Origin of the sequence: Amphritea atlantica, from assembly GCF_018860855.1 — a bacterium.
GTDB classification, from domain to species: domain Bacteria; phylum Pseudomonadota; class Gammaproteobacteria; order Pseudomonadales; family Balneatricaceae; genus Amphritea; species Amphritea atlantica_A.
Genome location: NZ_JAHKQE010000020.1, coordinates 27,068 through 44,848, shown reverse-complemented (window position 1 = coordinate 44,848; position 17,781 = coordinate 27,068). Strand labels below are relative to the sequence as shown.

12 protein-coding genes are annotated in these 17,781 nt (G+C 48.0%); 9 read left to right on the top strand and 3 right to left on the bottom strand.

What is annotated here, in order from left to right; genetic code table 11:
* Positions 1-251: 251 nt before the first annotated feature.
* From KO512_RS08405 to KO512_RS08370, 8 genes are all read left to right on the top strand, one after another.
* Positions 252-1,169 carry an AAA family ATPase gene (locus tag KO512_RS08405; RefSeq protein WP_215951889.1) on the top strand — a complete coding sequence of 306 codons (918 nt, stop codon included), beginning with the start codon at positions 252-254 and terminating at the stop codon, positions 1,167-1,169.
* A 44-nt stretch (positions 1,170-1,213) separates the two neighbouring features.
* On the top strand, positions 1,214-2,251 hold the full coding sequence (locus tag KO512_RS08400) for a DUF58 domain-containing protein (protein WP_215951888.1): 1,038 nt from the start codon (positions 1,214-1,216) through the stop codon (positions 2,249-2,251).
* A complete protein-coding gene (locus KO512_RS08395) occupies positions 2,248-4,254 on the top strand; it encodes a transglutaminase TgpA family protein (protein WP_215951887.1) in 2,007 nt (668 codons plus the stop codon). Before KO512_RS08400 ends, KO512_RS08395 begins: the two co-directional genes overlap by 4 nt.
* 238 nt (positions 4,255-4,492) lie before the next feature.
* A complete protein-coding gene (locus tag KO512_RS08390) occupies positions 4,493-5,224 on the top strand; it encodes a M48 family metallopeptidase (protein WP_215951886.1) in 732 nt (243 codons plus the stop codon).
* 237 nt (positions 5,225-5,461) lie between these two features.
* On the top strand, positions 5,462-7,261 hold the full coding sequence (locus tag KO512_RS08385) for a methyl-accepting chemotaxis protein (protein ID WP_252734930.1): 1,800 nt from the start codon (positions 5,462-5,464) through the stop codon (positions 7,259-7,261).
* 427 nt (positions 7,262-7,688) lie between these two features.
* A complete protein-coding gene (locus KO512_RS08380) occupies positions 7,689-8,804 on the top strand; it encodes a porin (RefSeq protein WP_215951885.1) in 1,116 nt (371 codons plus the stop codon).
* A gap of 221 nt (positions 8,805-9,025) precedes the next feature.
* The gene (gene nosP, locus KO512_RS08375; RefSeq protein WP_215951884.1) at positions 9,026-10,189 is read left to right on the top strand and encodes a nitric oxide-sensing protein NosP; all 1,164 of its coding nucleotides are present in this window, start codon (positions 9,026-9,028) and stop codon (positions 10,187-10,189) included.
* On the top strand, positions 10,186-12,774 hold the full coding sequence (locus KO512_RS08370) for a hybrid sensor histidine kinase/response regulator (protein ID WP_215951883.1): 2,589 nt from the start codon (positions 10,186-10,188) through the stop codon (positions 12,772-12,774). The genes nosP and KO512_RS08370 overlap by 4 nt, the downstream gene beginning before the upstream one ends.
* Before the next feature lie 148 nt (positions 12,775-12,922).
* Here KO512_RS08370 and KO512_RS08365 read toward each other — a convergent pair whose 3' ends face one another.
* The gene (locus KO512_RS08365; RefSeq protein WP_215951882.1) at positions 12,923-13,591 is read right to left on the bottom strand and encodes a response regulator; all 669 of its coding nucleotides are present in this window, start codon (positions 13,589-13,591) and stop codon (positions 12,923-12,925) included.
* Positions 13,592-14,114: 523 nt separating this feature from the next.
* On the opposite strand from KO512_RS08365, the gene KO512_RS08360 reads away from it, so the two are divergent.
* Entirely contained in the window at positions 14,115-16,304 is a 2,190-nt protein-coding gene (locus tag KO512_RS08360) for a sensor domain-containing diguanylate cyclase (RefSeq protein WP_215951881.1), read from the top strand.
* On the opposite strand, the gene KO512_RS08355 is transcribed toward KO512_RS08360, so the two are convergent.
* Together KO512_RS08355 and KO512_RS08350 are read right to left on the bottom strand one after the other, a co-directional pair.
* Positions 16,264-17,055, bottom strand: coding sequence for an ABC transporter permease (locus tag KO512_RS08355; RefSeq protein ID WP_215951880.1), 792 nt, complete (start codon positions 17,053-17,055; stop codon positions 16,264-16,266). The two genes, KO512_RS08360 and KO512_RS08355, sit on opposite strands and share 41 nt — an antisense overlap.
* Positions 17,052-17,777 carry an ABC transporter ATP-binding protein gene (locus tag KO512_RS08350; protein ID WP_215951879.1) on the bottom strand — a complete coding sequence of 242 codons (726 nt, stop codon included), beginning with the start codon at positions 17,775-17,777 and terminating at the stop codon, positions 17,052-17,054. Before KO512_RS08350 ends, KO512_RS08355 begins: the two co-directional genes overlap by 4 nt.
* Positions 17,778-17,781 lie beyond the last annotated feature (4 nt).

Below are 17,781 nucleotides of genomic sequence, written 5' to 3'. Positions count from 1 at the left end.
CGCTTAGCGCCTTTTTTATTGGGTCTGATTTTGGGTACTCTTACTGACGTTTGCAGAGTTATCAGATCTAACTACCGATATAATAAGCATTGTTTTCATTTCAGCGTTGTCGATATTCAGGCTTTGAGCTGTTGAGCCCTGTGCCTTGCATGCAGATACAACAATACCAAACGCTGGGTCGATTGATTAAACACAGCATTTAATAGTAAACGGTTGGATGTTATTCACCGTCGTCATAAGTTGGAGTGCCAATGAGAGATCAGATTGAAGCGGCCATCAAAGAGGTGTCCAGTGTTCTCTACGGTAAAGAGGAGGCGATAAAGCTGGCATTAACCTGCCTCTTTAGTCAGGGGCACTTGTTGATTGAAGATCTACCGGGAATGGGGAAAACAACCCTCGCACATGCGTTGGCGAAGGTGCTGGGGTTAGACTATCAGCGCTTGCAGTTTACCAGTGATATGTTGCCAGCGGATATTCTTGGCGTGAGTATTTTTGATCCGGCTCAAAGCCAGTTTGAATTTCATCCCGGACCTGTGTTTACTCAGTTATTGCTGGCCGATGAGGTCAACCGTACCACGCCTAAAACGCAATCGGCACTGCTCGAAGCGATGGAGGAGGGGCGTGTGAGTCTCGATGGTCAGACACATCAGTTGCCTACGCCATTCTTTGTGATCGCGACCCAAAACCCCATTACCCAGCAGGGTACATTTCCGCTGCCTGAATCTCAGTTAGATCGTTTTCTGATGCGGATTGAACTCGGCTATCCCGATGCAAAGGCTGAGCGAGAACTTCTAAAAGGTGGAGACCCTCGGCAGCGCCTCGAGTCCATGGGGACGGTTATTTCGCCGAGCCAACTGCAGGCAATCTCGCGTGCCTGCACTGAGGTTAAGGTATCAGACAGTCTGTTGGATTATCTGCAACGATTGATTGCTCACAGTCGTCAGGCGCCTGAATTCAGTTTTGGTATCTCACCGCGGGGGGCACTGGCATTGCTGCGCGCCTGTCGTAGTTGGGCTTATATACAGGGGCGGGATTACGTTATTCCTGAAGATCTACAGCAGTTATTAGGCCCTGTTACCGGTCATCGTTTGCGGGCATCTGAGGATATCGGATTGACGGCTAATGGATTGGTTCAGCAACTATTGAACCGAGTGGATGTTGTGGCCTAATTGTTTACTTAGGGTTCTTTTTTGACGTTCTAGCAGAGGCCTCGATGATCGGATCGATACGACAACGGCTATCACGTGCCGTGTTTGAGTGGAGCTTACGGCGCAGCCCTCGGTTAAAAAAGCTGACGCTGAGCCAGCGGCGTATCTATATCATGCCGTCACGCAGCGGATTTATGTTTCTGTTGCTGTTATTGGTAATGCTGGTATTGGCGATTAACTTTCAAAATAACTTGATGTTTGCCGTCACCTTTCTGTTGGCCAGCCTCTTTGTTGTGACGATTCTCCATACCTATGCCAACTTATCGGGGTTAACGATTGAGTTCCTTCGTGGGCATCCCTGTTTTGAGGGTGAGCAGGCCGCTTTTGATCTGCTATTAACGCCGCAGCAGCGCCAGTATGAAAGTATTCAGCTGCGCCTGGGGCAGGAATCTGGTTGCGCTGTCGATTTATTAGATGATCAGCCGGTGAGTCTGACGCTGTACCAGACACCCCCTCGGCGAGGCATGTTTCAGGCCGGACCGTTGTTGATCGAAACCTATTATCCATTGGGTTTATTTCGTGCCTGGACTTGGCTGCAGGTGGATCTTTCCATGCCGGTGTATCCACGGCCGGTGAAAGGGGGGCAGTTAGCCGATCTGAATACGGTTGGCAGTGGTGAACAATCATCTACCGATCAGAGCGAACGTTCCGGCGGCGAAGAGTTTGCTGGTTTAGTCACCTATGAACCGGGGATGTCGCTAAAACGGGTCGCTTGGAAACATTATGCTCGGGGGCAGGGAATGCATGCCAAAGAGTATGTCGAACTGAGGGATCATCAACGTTGGTTAAGCTGGGAGCTTTGGCCAGAGCTGAATCCCGAGGCGCGCTTGTCACGGCTGACTTGGTGGTTACTGCAGTTACATCAACAGGGTGAGGCCTATGGTTTGGATATTCCTGGCTGCCATATACAGCCCAATCAAGGTGAGTCTCATCGACTCAAGGTCTTGACTGCGTTAGCTTGTTTCGGTCTGGATGAAATGATAACTGCTGAGTCCGGTATAAAGCAGACAGCCAATTTACAGCCTAATACGGTACACGAATGATGAAACCGTTATTTCAGTTAACGCGTAGCAGTATGATCTGGTTGCTGGTAAGCATCTTAATGGTGATGGCCCCGTATATCAGTGTTGTGCCCAGTTGGTTATTTGTGCTGGCGATACTGGCGGTTGGTTGGCGCTTAATGGTTTACCGCGGACGCTGGAGTTTCCCCCATTGGAGTGTGCGTGTCGGGGTAATGCTGTTGGTCTTGGTTGGACTGTTGTTAGAGTTGCGGCAAGGTTCGGTGATGATCGTGACGGTAGGGTTGTTGATCGCCGCATTCGTGCTAAAACTGACAGAGATGTATCGTCGGCGGGATGCGTTGGTGATGTTGTATGTCGCTTTTCTGCTGATTGTTTGTAGTTTTCTTTTTTATCAGTCGATTCCGATGGCACTTTACAGTGTGTTATCGCTTATCGTGGTGACGGCATGTTTGAATACGGTATATCGCAGCCAACAGAATAACGATATTTGGCGACCGTTAAAGCGCTCTGCGGTGCTGTATCTGCAAGCTCTGCCGATGATGCTGATACTGTTTTTGATCTTTCCTCGTATCGGCCCGCTTTGGCAGGTGGATATGAATTCCGGGCAGAGTTTTACCGGTCTGTCTGATTCGATGTCACCGGGGGATGTTAGTCGCCTGACGCGCTCAGCCGAGATCGCGTTTAGAGCACGTTTTGATGATCAGTTACCGCCGGAACATCTGCGTTATTGGCGTGGACTGACCTATGACCAGTTTGATGGTCGGGCTTGGCGTCGCTCGGATGGGTTGATCGCACAGAGTCGAACCGATGCTAAGCCTAAACGGCAGGCTCTGAGTGGTTTGCCGTCGACTCAGACCTTTAGCTATCAGATAGTGATGGAGCCCACCGGTCAGCGTTGGCGCTATGGGCTTGATACGCCGCTACGTTATCCCGCCAAACTTCGTCAAATTGAGGATCTAACATTACAGGAAGCGCAGCCATTGATGCAGCGTACCCAATATTCGCTAGTGTCCCGTGTAGGGGCAGTACGTGAACCACTTTCCGATACTCAGGTTGCTCATTATTTACAGTTGCCGTCTGAGGGTAACCCTAAAACACGCCAATTAGCGCAACAGTGGGCTGACGAGCACTCTGATATTAAGGGCTTTACGGCACAGATGATGGGGTTCTTCGCGCGTGATTTCCGTTATACCCTCGAACCACCTTTGTTGCAGCAGAGCGACTCGGTCGATCAATTTTTGTTTCAGAGTCAACGGGGTTTCTGTGGTCATTTTGCCAGCGCAGGGGTGTTGTTGCTGCGAGCGGCGGGCATTCCTGCACGGGTGGTCGGTGGTTATCTTGGTGGGGAGTTGAATCCCGTCGATGACGTGCTAACGGTACGTCAATATGAAGCCCATGCCTGGTTGGAATACTGGGATAAAGGTGATTTAAGCTGGCATCGGCTTGATCCGACATCGGTGGTCGCTCCTCTTCGATTGGAGCAGTCCGCGGCACAACTCTTTAGCGATGAGCCCTCATTTCTAGCGGATGCGATGTTGATGCGTAATGGCTTCCTTAGCGGCGCCTTTTTAAAGCAGTTGAGACAGCGTTATGACGCGATAAACTATGACTGGCACCGTTGGGTGCTGAATTTTCATGAACGTCAATCTGGATTGTTACAAAGGTTGCTAGGGGATATCTCCGTGGTTAACTTATTGTTGCTGGTTATGCTGCCCGGTGCCTTGGTACTGTTGCTGGTGGCTTTCAATCTGTTGCGGCAGCGGGCGCCTAAAGATGACCTGTTGAAAGCCCTAGACAAGTTAGACCGCTGTTTAACGCCGGTTAATCTTCAACGCCGTCAAGGGGAAACCGTAGGGCAGTTCTTTGATCGTTTAACGCTAGCTTTTCCCGCATTGGCTGATGAGTTTGAGGCACTGTCCCGCTGTTATGAACGGATTAGCTATGCTGAAGATTCAAATCCCGCACTGCGGCAACAGTTCAAGAGTAGAATAGAGCGCTGTTGTCCGCTGATCGCTCAGAGCTAACTTTATTATGATCGAAGTTTATTATGATCGAAGCCCTCGTTTTAGAGGCCGCGGATATTCATGAATAGCGCTGCTGCTGATCTGGCGTTGGTAAGATCATCACATAATTTTTATTACAACGAACTAAGTCATGAGCCGATGAAGCAAGCAAATAACGCAACTAAACACTTACTTAAGTGCTTATCTAAGTACTTACCTAAGCACTTTTATCTGAACGTCGGTTTATGAGTATCTACCGATGAGCCTACCCACACGGTTGCCCGATTATACGCTGCGGCGCAGTGCTCGCCGCCGCACCATTGAGATTCAGGTACGCCCTGACAGCGTTCGAGTGTTGGCACCGACTCGGGTGTCGCGCGCGAGCATTGATCGCATGGTCGCTGAAAAAACAGAGTGGATCAATACTCGACAGCAAGCGTTGCGTCAGCGAGTGCCGATGATGTCTGCGCCGGTACCGCTCGACCAAGGCAGTGACTTACTCTGGCTAGGAGAGCGTCTTAGTCTTGAGGTGATTGCTAATCAGCCGACTACCCATGTTAGTCGCTGCGGAGACCGTCTTCAGCTGGCTCTTTCTAGCCGTATCAGGAAAGCACGGGCAGACGCGATCAGTGAGCAGTTGGAAGGTTGGTATCGGGCGCAAGCCTTCGACTATTTTCAGGCTCGGGTGCGTTTTTGGTGCGTTCATACGCGGCTCAGCCCCTCGGAAGTTCGGGTGCGCAGCTATCGGCGTAAGTGGGGCTGCTGTACCAGTCGTGGCGTGGTGAGTTTTAACTGGCTGTTGATTATGGCGCCGGTGCATATTATCGATTATGTGATTGTGCATGAGCTAAGCCACTTACTGCATATGAATCATTCTGCCGCTTTCTGGTCGACGGTGGCAAAATACTATCCGGATTATCGTGAGGCTAAAGCTTGGTTAAATAACCAAAGAGATCTGCATTGGCCACCCAGACAGCTGTCTGGTGAGTAAGCATCTGGTTAGCTTGGCTTAGCTTAGACAAGATAAGTTAACCGCTGTTTATCGTGCTTTCAGTTGTTCAATGGGGCTGTTATGAGCTGCGAGTTGGGTCAAGGCGCTATATTAGTCTTTAGTTATATATCCATCCAAATACCTGAAATGGGTAGTCTTTTTCTTTTAACCCTGTGTTATTTTGTTTAAATCAGGACTAAGGATATTTAATAATAATGATAAAAGAACGAGAAATGGATGAGTATGGCGCTCTATGATGCAGTAGAACGAAAGTTTTTTAATTCACTAACCCGCAAAATAGTGGGTAACGTGTTATTCCTATTAATACCGTCATTGCTGTTTATTGGCTTAAACGGGATTGGCTTGGGACAACTTGAGCAGACGGTCGTTAAGACCACTAACGATCCAGCGTTGCTAGCGCAACTCGATCGGTTGCAGCTGTTTAGTTGGTTGATTCTCGCCTTTTCACTGGCGGCAACCACCTTTACGATCTTCTTTATGCGGCATATCTTTTTACGGCCTATCCATAAGATGGTCGATATTCTGAGCAATATAAAAGATAAAGACGGCGATATCTCTGCCACCTTACCCGATATTACCCATGATGAAATTTCGGCCATGGCGAGCAGCTATAATGGCTTTTCGAATAGCCTGAAAAAGATTATCGCTGAAACCCGTAACCATAGTGTCAAGGTCGCGCTGAGTGCAACTCAGTTGAGCCAAGTGTTGCAAGAGGTGCATCAGTCGACCAGTGCACAGGAAGAACAAGCCCAGCATGTTCTGCACTCGAGTCAGGAATCCACCGCCGCGATACAAGAGGTGGCGGGTAATACCTTAAAAATATCTGAGTACACCCGCAATAATCTCGATGAGATCAAAAGCTCAAGCCATGAGCTTGAACAGGTGTTAGGGCAGGTGCGGAATATCTCTGAGTTAGCATCAGGGTTTCAACAAACGGTTGAGAAACTCAGTGCTAGTTCTGAAACCATCACCGAAATATTGTCGATGGTTAAACGCTTCTCTGATCAAACAAACCTACTGGCCCTCAATGCTTCTATTGAAGCGGCGAGAGCGGGGGAAGCCGGTCAAGGATTTGCCGTGGTGGCTGATGAAGTGCGTAATTTATCGCAACAGGTTCAAAACGCAACCTCAGAGATCGACCAGAATATCTCAGTAATGGCTGATCTAGTGAGTGATACCCGCAGTAATTCAGCGAATATTTTGGAATACACTCAGAATACTGAAGGTTTTATCAGTGATACCAGTGCTCAGTTCACCCGTTTGGTACGGGATTTTGAAGGGGTGAACAGTCAACTGACAACCATTAGCTCAACGCTCGATGAATTGACCTATACCAATAAAGAATCTCATTCACATGTCGAACGCATTGCCGGTATTAGTGCCGAGATGCGTGATGAAATGGAACGTTCGCAGGTCTTTTCAAATGAGTTAGAATCCTCGATGGAAGAAACCCAGGAGCTGTTGTCGCGATTTATTATCGGCTATGGCAGTTTTGAAAATATCATTCAGTCAGGGCGTGAATGGGCTAAACAGATACAGAATCAGTTGGAGCGGATGTACAGTGAGGGCTGCGATATCTTTGATCGTAACTATCAACGTACTAATGAAGGAGTCCTGCCGGAAAAATTTGATGTGAGCTATGCCGATGCTTATGAGCAGCGTATACGGCCCATTTTTGATGGCTACTTAGTTGAAAAACCGGATCTGATCTATGCGCTACCCATCTGTCTAGATGGTTATGCGGCAGCCCATCATCAAAAAGTGTCTGAGCCATTAACCGGCGACTTCGATGTTGATAATGTTAAGAGTCGCCATCGTCGTTTCTTTAACGCTAGTCGTGCAGAAGTCCGCCGAACCACCAACACGTCGCCGTTTTTATTGCAGACCTATGTTCGCGATACCGGTGAAGTACTCAACGACCTGACCTTTCCGATTTATGTTAACGGTCGGCATTGGGGCTGCTTCGCGCTGGGCTTTAAGCCTGAACTACTGTTGGATGATGCAACTAAAAACTAAACGTATCTGATAAGAGAGTTATCCTATCGACCGCAGGCTCTTCGTCTGCGGTTTTTTTGTTTTATCCATCGGTAATAAAAGTCTTTTCGCTCTCGATAAAAGAATTTCACCGCCTAGTCAGTCTCTCAATCTTTGAATGTCTACAACTAAAGCATTTAAGCCAAGACTTAAAGTCTACAGACTAATAGTTGCAAGCCTTAAGCTGTATAGCCCACTGGAGTGCGTACTAAAACGGCTGAGACTTAAGTGGCGAGAGACTTTGGCTTTACGCCAGTTTAACCTTTCAGTGTGGGACGATAGGCCGGTTAGGTAGCGGCATCAATGAACAGCCTGAACAGCGCTAAAGTGCTCTGTTGTCATTTATCACAAACCTCAATAATGCCCTGACTTACAAAACAAACCTACCGATGAAGAATCAGAGGGCATAATGAATAATAAAAAATTATGGCGTAGTCTGCCGTTAGCCTTGGCAGTTGTATTCAGTAACAGTGCAATGGCCGAAATCAGCCTATATGACCAAGATGGCACGACGTTTTCGGTTGATGGACACTTCAATGCTTTTTATACCTATCAGGATAGCGAAGACAAAGTGGCTAATACCACCGCTAAGACCTCACGGGTACGGATGGGCTTCCTGCCTAACTACATTGGCTTTAATGTCGCTAAACAGGCCGGTGGCCTGAAAGTGGGAGGGCGCTCTTCATTCTGGGTCTCGATCAACGATAGCAACCAAGATGGCGATAGCACGAAAACTGATTCCATGATCGATGTGCGACAATTTTATGCCACCGTCGATGGTGACTTCGGACAGGTGTTGTTTGGTAAAGATTTTGGTCTATACGCTCGCAGTAATATTTTTGGCGATGAACTCTTAATGGGTGTCGGATTCGCCCCTTCAACCTCATCTAATACAACCTTCGGTAACATCACCACCGGTTACCCCTATGCTAACCCAACGGCGCAGATTACCTATCGGACGCCGGTGATGAGCGGCTTCCAAGTGGCTGTCGGGGTGCTAGATCCGAATACCACCGGTGGTACCACTGATGATACCAATTCGGCCCGTTTTGAAACAGAAGCTACCTATAATGCAGATTATGACGGCGTTGCCGTGAAGGCTTGGGTTGGCGGCGCGATAGGCGATTCGACCACCTCCGGTGTTGATGCTAATGGGTTTTCCTATGGTGCTAGAGTCGGTGTTGCAGGTTTTGCTCTGACGGCGTCTGGTTTCAACCAAGAGGGGATCAGTAGCGTTTTTGCCAGTAATACCCTGACCGATAGCGCTGAATCTGAAGGTTATTTGATACAAGGCTCATACGTCTTTAATGCTAACCGTGTGGTGTTGTCTTACGGCCAGACAGAAGATACTGCAGTTGGTAGTTCCGTCGCTACGCAGAACAGTCTGAGCGGTGCGGCGCTATTCCATAAAGTGAATGATAACCTTAGTTTAGTGGCTGAATATACGGTTCATAAAACCGATAACGGTAGTATTGATACGACTCAAACCGATACTGTCGCATTGGGTGCAACCCTTAGCTGGTAACAGGCCAAGGACTCGCCACCTAATGGACAACCCCCTTCCTCTGTCCGTTAGGTGGCTTTTACTACTTTAGTGTTGAATTTAAAAAGTAAATATTTTTTAAATTCAATATGTTAGCTTTTATCTCCCATTTTCTATTATTATTCTGGCACTCAAGTACACTGTTTTCAGAATAGCTTCCCTTTTACACTTAAAGGTCATTATAAATTGTTGGGGTGACGGGCATGACGAATGGATCATCGGAAAAAATTTGCCAGCCAGAATTACGCACGGCCTTTTCAACGGCTCGGGATGAGCAGCAGGCTGTCGATCAGCTATATCAGCAACTTAATTGGCCTGGCCTCAACTTTGTTTTGTTCTTCTGTTCGGCTGAATATCAGTTAGACACCTTGGCAACTACATTACAGCAGCGTTTTAAGGGAGTCTTGGTTGCCGGCTGCACCACTGCCGGAGAGATTACGGCGATGGGTTATGATCAAGGCAGCATCTCGGCGATGGGATTTTCCGGTGATGCCTTTGCGGTGAGCGGTCAGCTTATTGAACGCTTAGATGATTTTAGTTTTTATGATGCTCAGAATCTGGTTGAACAACTCTCCGAGCAGTGTCTTATGCAGCAAGTGGCGCCGATTAAAGATCATAGTTTTGCTCTGACCCTATTTGATGGCTTATCGACTCAAGAGGAGCGGGTATTGGTCACGCTTGATTCCGCCCTCGGTAGTATTCCTCATTTTGGCGGTTCTGCCGGTGATGATATCTGCTTGGCAAATACCCATGTCTATTTTGACGGGGCGTTTTATTCTGATGCTGCGGTGATTATTCTGGTGAATACCAGTTGTGAATTTCAGGTATTCAGTGGTCACCATATGGAAAGCCGTGACAGTAAATTGGTGGTAACCGAAGCTGATAGTGAACAACGGCGGGTATTAGAGTTGAATGCCGAACCGGCGGCCATTGAATATGCTCGAGTCGTGGGCGTACCGTTGGAACAGCTTAACCATGAAGTGTTCGCTTTGAACCCGATCGCGGTACGCATCGGGACAGAGTATTTTGTGCGCTCGATTCAGAGTGTCAATGATGACCTGAGTTTGACCTTTTACTGTGCGGTGGAGAACGGCATAGTACTGACACTGATGCAGCCAGGGGAGTTGATGTCGACCCTTGATCAGCAGTTAACCGAAAAAGAAAATCGCCTTGGTGAGCATATTGTAACCCTTGGTTGCGACTGCTTTCTGCGTCGTTTAGAAGCTCAGATTCGCGGCCAGAGTGAGCCCATATCGGAGCTGCTGAGGCGGCATCGGGTGGTGGGGTTCAATACCTATGGTGAGCAGATCGATGGTATGCACGTAAATCAAACCTTTACCGGCGTAGCCATCGGGAGGAAGGCATGACGGGTGTAGAGCAACCGTCTAGTCTGGCTCAACGAATCGAGGTGCTAGAGCGGGAAAATCAGAAATTACAAAAAATTAATCGGGTTTTGATTGAGCGGGTAGAGGTGAGTGCCACCACCCGTACCGACCCTTATGCTGCCTTTGAACATTCGGTGGTGTTGGCTGAGCAGGTACGAGAGCGAACCGCGGCGCTGAATGTGGCGCTGGGGGATATTAAAACCAGTAATATCGCGCTGAGTCAGGCTAAGCTGGACGCGGAGGTTGCCCATCAACGTTTAATCGATGGTATCGAGAGCATCTCAGATGCCTTTGTGTTGTTTGATAGTGAGCGTCGCATCGTACTGTATAACAGCAAGTTCGAATCGGTTTGGGCAGGCACGGGCGTATCCATCGAAGAGGGCTTAGGGATTCAGGATATCCGTCGGCTCGCGGATCAGCATGGCTTGATTGAAGAGGAGTTTTGCAGCGATGAAACCGATAACTCGGTTTTTTATCGGCTGAAAAATGGGCGCTGGTTTCAGGTGAGTGAGCGGCCCACATTGGATGGCGGTTTGGTCATCCTGTATACCGATATTACCGAGCTTAAACAGAATGAAACTGCCCGGCGTGAACGGGCCTTGGCAGATAAATCCCGTGTGCTGCAAAACACCGTGGATAATCTCTCCCAAGGGGTTGTGCTGATTAATAGCGAAGGATGTTTGGAAGTTTGGAATCAACGTTTTTTAGAACTATCAGGATTGAATGAAGCCGAACTAAATGCCCAGCCTCTTTTTGAGGATCTGATCGCCCGTTGTGAACTCATACTATTGACACCCTATAGTCATCAACATCATAGCGGCACCATCGAGTTGGAGCAGAGCCTACATAGCGGGCAGGTGATCGAGGTCCGTTCTCATCCAATTCAGGAGGGTGGGTTTGTTAACACCTATACCGATATTACCGAACGGCATCAATATGCTGAAACCCTGCGAGAGAGTGAGCAATGGATCCGCTTGATTACCGACCATGTTCCCGCACTGATTGCCTATGTAGGGGAAGATCTGCGTTTTCAATTTACCAATAAAGTTTATGAGGATTGGTACGGCTGGTCTCGGGATGAACTCACCGGCAAAAGTATTGCGGTGATTCATGGCGAAGAACAGTTCGTTAAGCTTAAGCCCTACACCGACAGAGCATTGTCTGGTGAAAGTGTCACTTTTGAAATAGAAGAGAAAGATCCGCAGGGTGGGCCGCGCTATATGCTTAAAGCCTATGTGCCTAACCTTGATGCTGAAGGCCGTGCGGTCGGTTTTTTTGTGTTGATCCGAGATATTACGGAACGGCGGAAAACGGCCTATGCGTTGCAGGAAGCCTATCAGACGATGGAGCAGCGGGTGATTGAGCGAACCTCAGAACTAACCAAGCTGAATGACCAACTGTGGCAGGAGATTACTGAGCGGAAACAGGTTGAAGGCCGGCTGCTGGAGGCCAGTAAACATGCGGAACAGGCGAACCTCTCCAAGACTAAGTTTTTGGCCGCCGTTAGCCATGATCTCTTACAACCGTTGAATGCCGCGCGTTTGTTTACCAGCGCACTACAGGAAAAACCAGTGGTGCAGAGTGAGCGGCATCTTATCGATTCGGTGGGCAGCTCATTGGATGATGTTGAGTCGTTACTTAGCACCTTAGTGGATATTTCCAAGCTAGATGCGGGTGTGATCGAGCCGGATGTCACCGTCTTTCCGGCCAGTGGTTTGCTGAACAATATCGCTAACGAATTCCAGCAGGTGGCGGGTAGTGAGTTGCTGAAACTACGGTATGTGCCGAGCAGTGCAGTGATCTGTTCAGATTCGCAACTGCTCGCCCGTATTCTGCGTAACTTTCTCACGAATGCGATCCGTTATACCGATACCGGCACGGTACTGCTCGGGTGTCGACGTAAACGTAGCAGTTTGGTTATCGAGGTGTGGGACACAGGCTTAGGCATACCGGAGGATAAGTTAGGCGATATTTTTCTTGAGTTCAAACGCTTACATGGCAGTCCGACGGTTAATGATAAGGGGCTTGGGTTAGGCTTAGCGATCGTCGATAAAATTTCGCGTATGTTAGGGCATCAAATCAGTGTTAGTTCGGTGCCGGGTAAGGGGTCTATGTTCTCGGTTGAGGTGCCCTTAGCCCGTGCAGATCAGTTCCCTGAAAAAACCAAGGAGGAGCATCAATTTACGGTGGCTGATCAACTAGAAGGTGAGTCGATCTGGCTAATTGATAACGATCCGGCGATCTGTCGTGGCATGCGAGTTTTGCTCGAAGGCTGGGGTTGCCGAGTAGAAACGGTGCAAGGGGAGTCTCAGTTGATGGCGCTGTTAGAGCATAATCAGGCGCCCAGTATCTTGATTGCGGATTATCATCTGAATAATGATGAAAATGGTCTAGAGGCGGCGATCCACTTTAATAAACGGCTTGAGTCTCCGATCCCAGTGATTATGATCACCGCAAATTATACCAACGAACTTAAACAGATCGTCCGAGAGCAGGGCTATCTATTAATCAATAAACCGGTAAAGCCGATGAAGTTGAAGATGACCCTGAATCATCTACTTGAGTGATATTGGCAGATGAGATCAGCTAACTGTTGGTTTATCTATGGGTTATTGTGTTGGTGCGCTGATGAGTCTGAGTATTAGCAGGGAGTGCTTGGTCAAACACTCCCGAGACTTTCAATCCAATCCCGGTACTTTTATACGGGTTGGGAGATTAGCGTTTTAGGTATTGGTTGAAATCAATATTGCCGGCGGATAAGACCGCTTGAATTCGATTGTGCACCCCTAATTTTCTAAGGATGGCGCTAACATGGGCTTTAACCGTGGTTTCGGCGATATTTAAGTTATAAGCGATCTGTTTATTTGATTCCCCCTCAGACATACGTTCAAGTACCAATAACTGGCGACGGGTCAGTGAGGAGAGCATCTCCGCTGGGATTTGACTGTCGTCATGGCGGCGCTGAATACTACTGCGGGGTTTCTCCGAGCGAATAATATCGGAGGGTAGATAGACATTCCCATTGAGTATCTGTTGTAGGGCGTCAGTCATCTGCTCGCGGGGAGAGGACTTGGTAATAAAACCAACGGCACCGTAGGTAATCGCTTGAAGGACAATCTGTTTATCCTGCTCGGCTGAGACGATGACGACCGGAATGGTGGGTGAGTCGTTGCGTAAACTAATCAGACCATTTAGACCGTTCATGCCGGGCATATTGAGATCCAGCAAAATTAGATCAAGGTCATCCTCTTCGGCCGCGATTTTAAGTGCGTTATCTAGATCTTCAGTTTCGAGGGTTTCACAGCCAGGAAAACCATTTGCGATTACGCCACATATTGCTTCACGAAACAGCGGATGGTCGTCGGCAATTAGAATTTTATACACTTCATTCTCCCGTTGGACGGCTGCCATGTTAGCAGTGTTTTAGTGTCCGTTATAATTATTCTGTTATGGGACTGCGTTTCCTACTACAAGCTTACTTGACACGCCCGCGTGGATAGCGCTTTTGACGTGAGTATTAATGCTATAAAAATCCTTTTTACCCACAAGTGATTGGCTGGGTTCAATACACCTTTGTTGCGAGCGTGTCTGAATAGTGCGGTCATTGTCAGGCCTTAACTTAAGCCTCTAACTTAAGCCTCTAGTAGAGGACTTAAATATCTGCGGCACTATTCATTGGCATATATACACGCTTGTACTATTACACCGGTAGTGGGGTGAAAAGTGTATTCTACTATGCGGGCAAAAAAGCAGCACTAAAGTACTATTTTTGTTGCGCGCACGCAAATCCTCCACATGTCTTTCTATGCTATGCTCTAACGGGTAGTTGCTGTTATATGATTGTTTTATGAATCAATAAATATTTCTTTTATGATAAATTGAGTCATTTAACTCGCTGTTTTTGAGTATGGTGAGCAACCTTGTAGTGCAGCGCAGCATTGGTGAAACCAAAACGATGGATTTGAAACGAGAAAAGAAGACCGACTCTGCGGGATTATCTACACAGCTTTTGTGGGGTGGTACTTTTATCATCCTATTGCTGCTGTGTTCGCAGACGGTTTATTTTTATTTCAATACTCAATCGCGCTATCAACAGCAGCTCGGCGAATTGCGTGACACGCTAATAGAAGAACAGCATCGTCGTTTGGCTTCTGAACTGCAGGACGCCAGCAGTATGATTGACCAGATGTTCGCTGAAGCGACCGACCTGATAAGACAGCAAACACGTAGTCAAACTCATCAAGCGTTAGCATTAATGAATTCACTCTATCAACGCTATCATCAGCAGTTGAGTGAAGCTGATATGAAGAAAATGTTGATTGAGTCATTGAGGGATATCCGCTTTTTTGATGGTCGGGGTTATTATTTTATTGATGACATGGATGGTACGTTGTTAATGTCGCCAGAAGCGCCCGAGCAGGAAGGCTCATCCATAATTGGGCTGCGAGATGATAATCGGCATAATATTTTGCAGGGATTGATTGCGGCGGTTTCTAATCCTCAGAAAGAGGGGTTTTCCCACTACCGCTGGTATGCGCCTGAAGATAAGACAATCATGAGAGACAAAATTGCGCATGTCAGTATTTTTGAGCCTTATAACTGGATAGTCGGCAATGGAGATTATTTTTATCGCTTTGAAAATGATCTTAAGCCGCGGATTTACAGCACTATCCGCAATATTCATTTTGGGCGCACAGGTTATATTGCATTAATTACCCGTGATGGTCGTTTGCTGGCGAGCGGGGCAACGCCCGAGCGGGAAGGCTTTAATTACTTAAATGATCCTGATCCGGTTATTCGACAAGGTGCACAGCAGGCGATAGCGACCGCAGAGGCCGGCGGTGGTTATCTTTCCTATGATTGGTATCAAACGGAGGATGCAAACCCTAGCCATCGACTATCAATGGTGAAACCGATGGAAAACCGAGGGTGGGTATTGATTGCCGGTATCTACCAAGACGAAGTCAACGAGCTCTTTTTGTCACAAGAGCATCGGTTAGGGGAAGAGATAAAACAGAATCGATTACATCAGCTGATTGCACTGTCAATTATTGGTGTACTCGCATTGCTGATCGCATTCGCTTATAGCCGTTGGTTAAAAACTCGCTTCAAACGTTATGACGACAATATAACAAGACAGCAGAATAAGCTGCGCGAAATCGCAGACTCATTGAAACTGAGCGGGTTGATCGTAGAGTCGGCCCATGAAGGGGTTATTGTTTGTGATGCGGATAACCGCATTGTGCAGGTCAACAGCGCCTTCACTCGGATTACTGGCTATCAGTCAGATGAGGTGTTGGGGAAAACCCCTGCGATATTGTCCTCGGGCTTACAAGATAATGATTTTTATAAGGATATGTGGCATACCCTGAATACCGAAGGCTCTTGGCGGGGAGAGGTCTGGAGTAAACGTAAGGATGGGGAGGTCTATCCCGAGTGGTTATCGATTACTGAGAATAAATATAGTAATGGCGAGGTACAAAACTATATAGCGACGTTTTCTGATATAACGCATCTTAAAAATTTAGAGAATAAATTACGCTATTTGGCCGAAACAGATCCGCTGACGGGGTTGGCGAATAGGCGAACATTGATGGATTGTCTGAGCCGTGATTTGGCGGTGCAGAGTCGGTATCAATCACTTGGCGTAGCGATCTTTTTTATCGATCTGGATCACTTTAAGGCGATCAATGACTGCTATGGTCATGATATTGGTGATTCCCTATTGATTGAAATAGCTAATCGCTTAAAAACGAGTTTGCGTGAATCGGACCTGCCCTGCAGGGTCGGTGGTGATGAGTTTATTCTGATTATAAAATTTAAAGTCGGCGAAGGTGCTAATGAGTTAGTTCCCTTGAGCCAGCGCTTGCTCAATGAGTTGGTTCGACCCTTTAGCTTAACCAGTATTAATATTGATATCAGTTGTAGCATAGGGGTGGCGGTGTATGAACAAGGCGACGATGCTTACAGTCTAATGAAGAGAGCGGATCAGGCACTCTATCGGGCGAAAGGCGAAGGGCGTGGCTGTGTCTGTTTTGATGATGAGAGCATGGGCTCTACCGTTTACCCATCCCTTGCTGAGGCTGAAACCCCCTAACGGCGAGTACAGAGGCAACTAATGTTACCAACGATACGATCATTAGAGCTTCGCTGTTGCCTTGCTGATAGAGCGCAAACCGGATCAGCTCGACACCGTGACTGAACGGGTTCCAAGCACAGATCCAATACAACCATTCGCTGGCTTCTCGCATTTTCCATAGCGGATAGAGTGCCGAAGAGAGAAAGAACATCGGAAAGATGACGAAGTTCATGACGCCAGCAAAGTTTTCCAACTGCTTGATTCGGGCTGATATAAATAGCCCAATAGCGCTGAGCATCATCGCCACCAGAAGAAAGGCGGGCAGTGCGGTTAGATAGCCCAATAGCGGTGCCTCAATACCCCAGAACCAAGCAATCAACAGAAATCCATACACCTGTAATAGAGAGATCAAAGAGGTGGCCATCAGCTTGGCTAATAACAGGAAAGGGCGCGGCATCGGGCTAACCAACAATACCCGCATGCTGCCCATTTCACGGTCATACACCATCGATAGCGAGCTTTGCATACCGTTAAACAGAATAATCATGGCGCATAGGCCGGGTACAATATAGACCTCGTAGGTGATATAGGTTTCGTAGGGTTCGATAATGGCAATCCCCAGTGCGGCGCGAAAGCCAGAGGCAAATACCACTAGCCACAGCAGTGGCCGGACGAGGGCGCTAAAGAAGCGTGAGCGTTGTTGTACAAAACGCAGTAACTCCCGTTGCAGTAGGCCGTTAAAGCAGATAAGTGCGGCTCTTAGGGTCATGGGGTAACTCCCGTCAGTGATCGAAATACGCTGCTGATGTCGGCACATTGATATTGCTGGCAGAGTTCAGAGGCGCGATCGCTAGCAAGCATTCTGCCTTTGAAAAGAATAGAAACAGGATCATCGTTTTGTATCTCTTCCATCAAATGGGTGGCCCAGAGTGCGGTAAGTTGCTCAGCCTCGCATAGCTGCCTTATGTGTTGGTTAAGCGATTCGCGGGTGGCGGGATCGAGGCCAACGCTGGGTTCATCCAACAATAGAATACTGGGCTTATGCAGCAGGGCGCGGGCAATCTCCACCCGTCGGCGGTGGCCACCATTAAGGTTACGTACTTTTTCCTGTCGTCGTTCACTGAGATCGAAGCGTGCTAACTCCTCGGTTATGCGCGGTTGTGCTTGGCGTTTGGACATGCCGTGTAGTGCGGCGTGATAGTAGAGGTTCTGAGCGACGGTAAGGTCTAAATCTAGGGTGCTTTGTTGAAACACAACCCCCAGTTTACGCATCACCTGTGCCGGGTGCCGGGCGATACTATGACCGGCAATAGTAATCTCTCCGCTTTGTAAGGCGTATAAGCGTGTGAGCAGAGCAAAGAGCGTACTTTTGCCCGCACCATTCGGGCCTAATAGGGCGTTAAAACGCCCCTCTTGGAGCGTCAGGTTAATATCCTGTAGCGCCAAGAGAGGACCGTAGCTGAAACTGAGATGGCGGATATCGATACTCATGGTA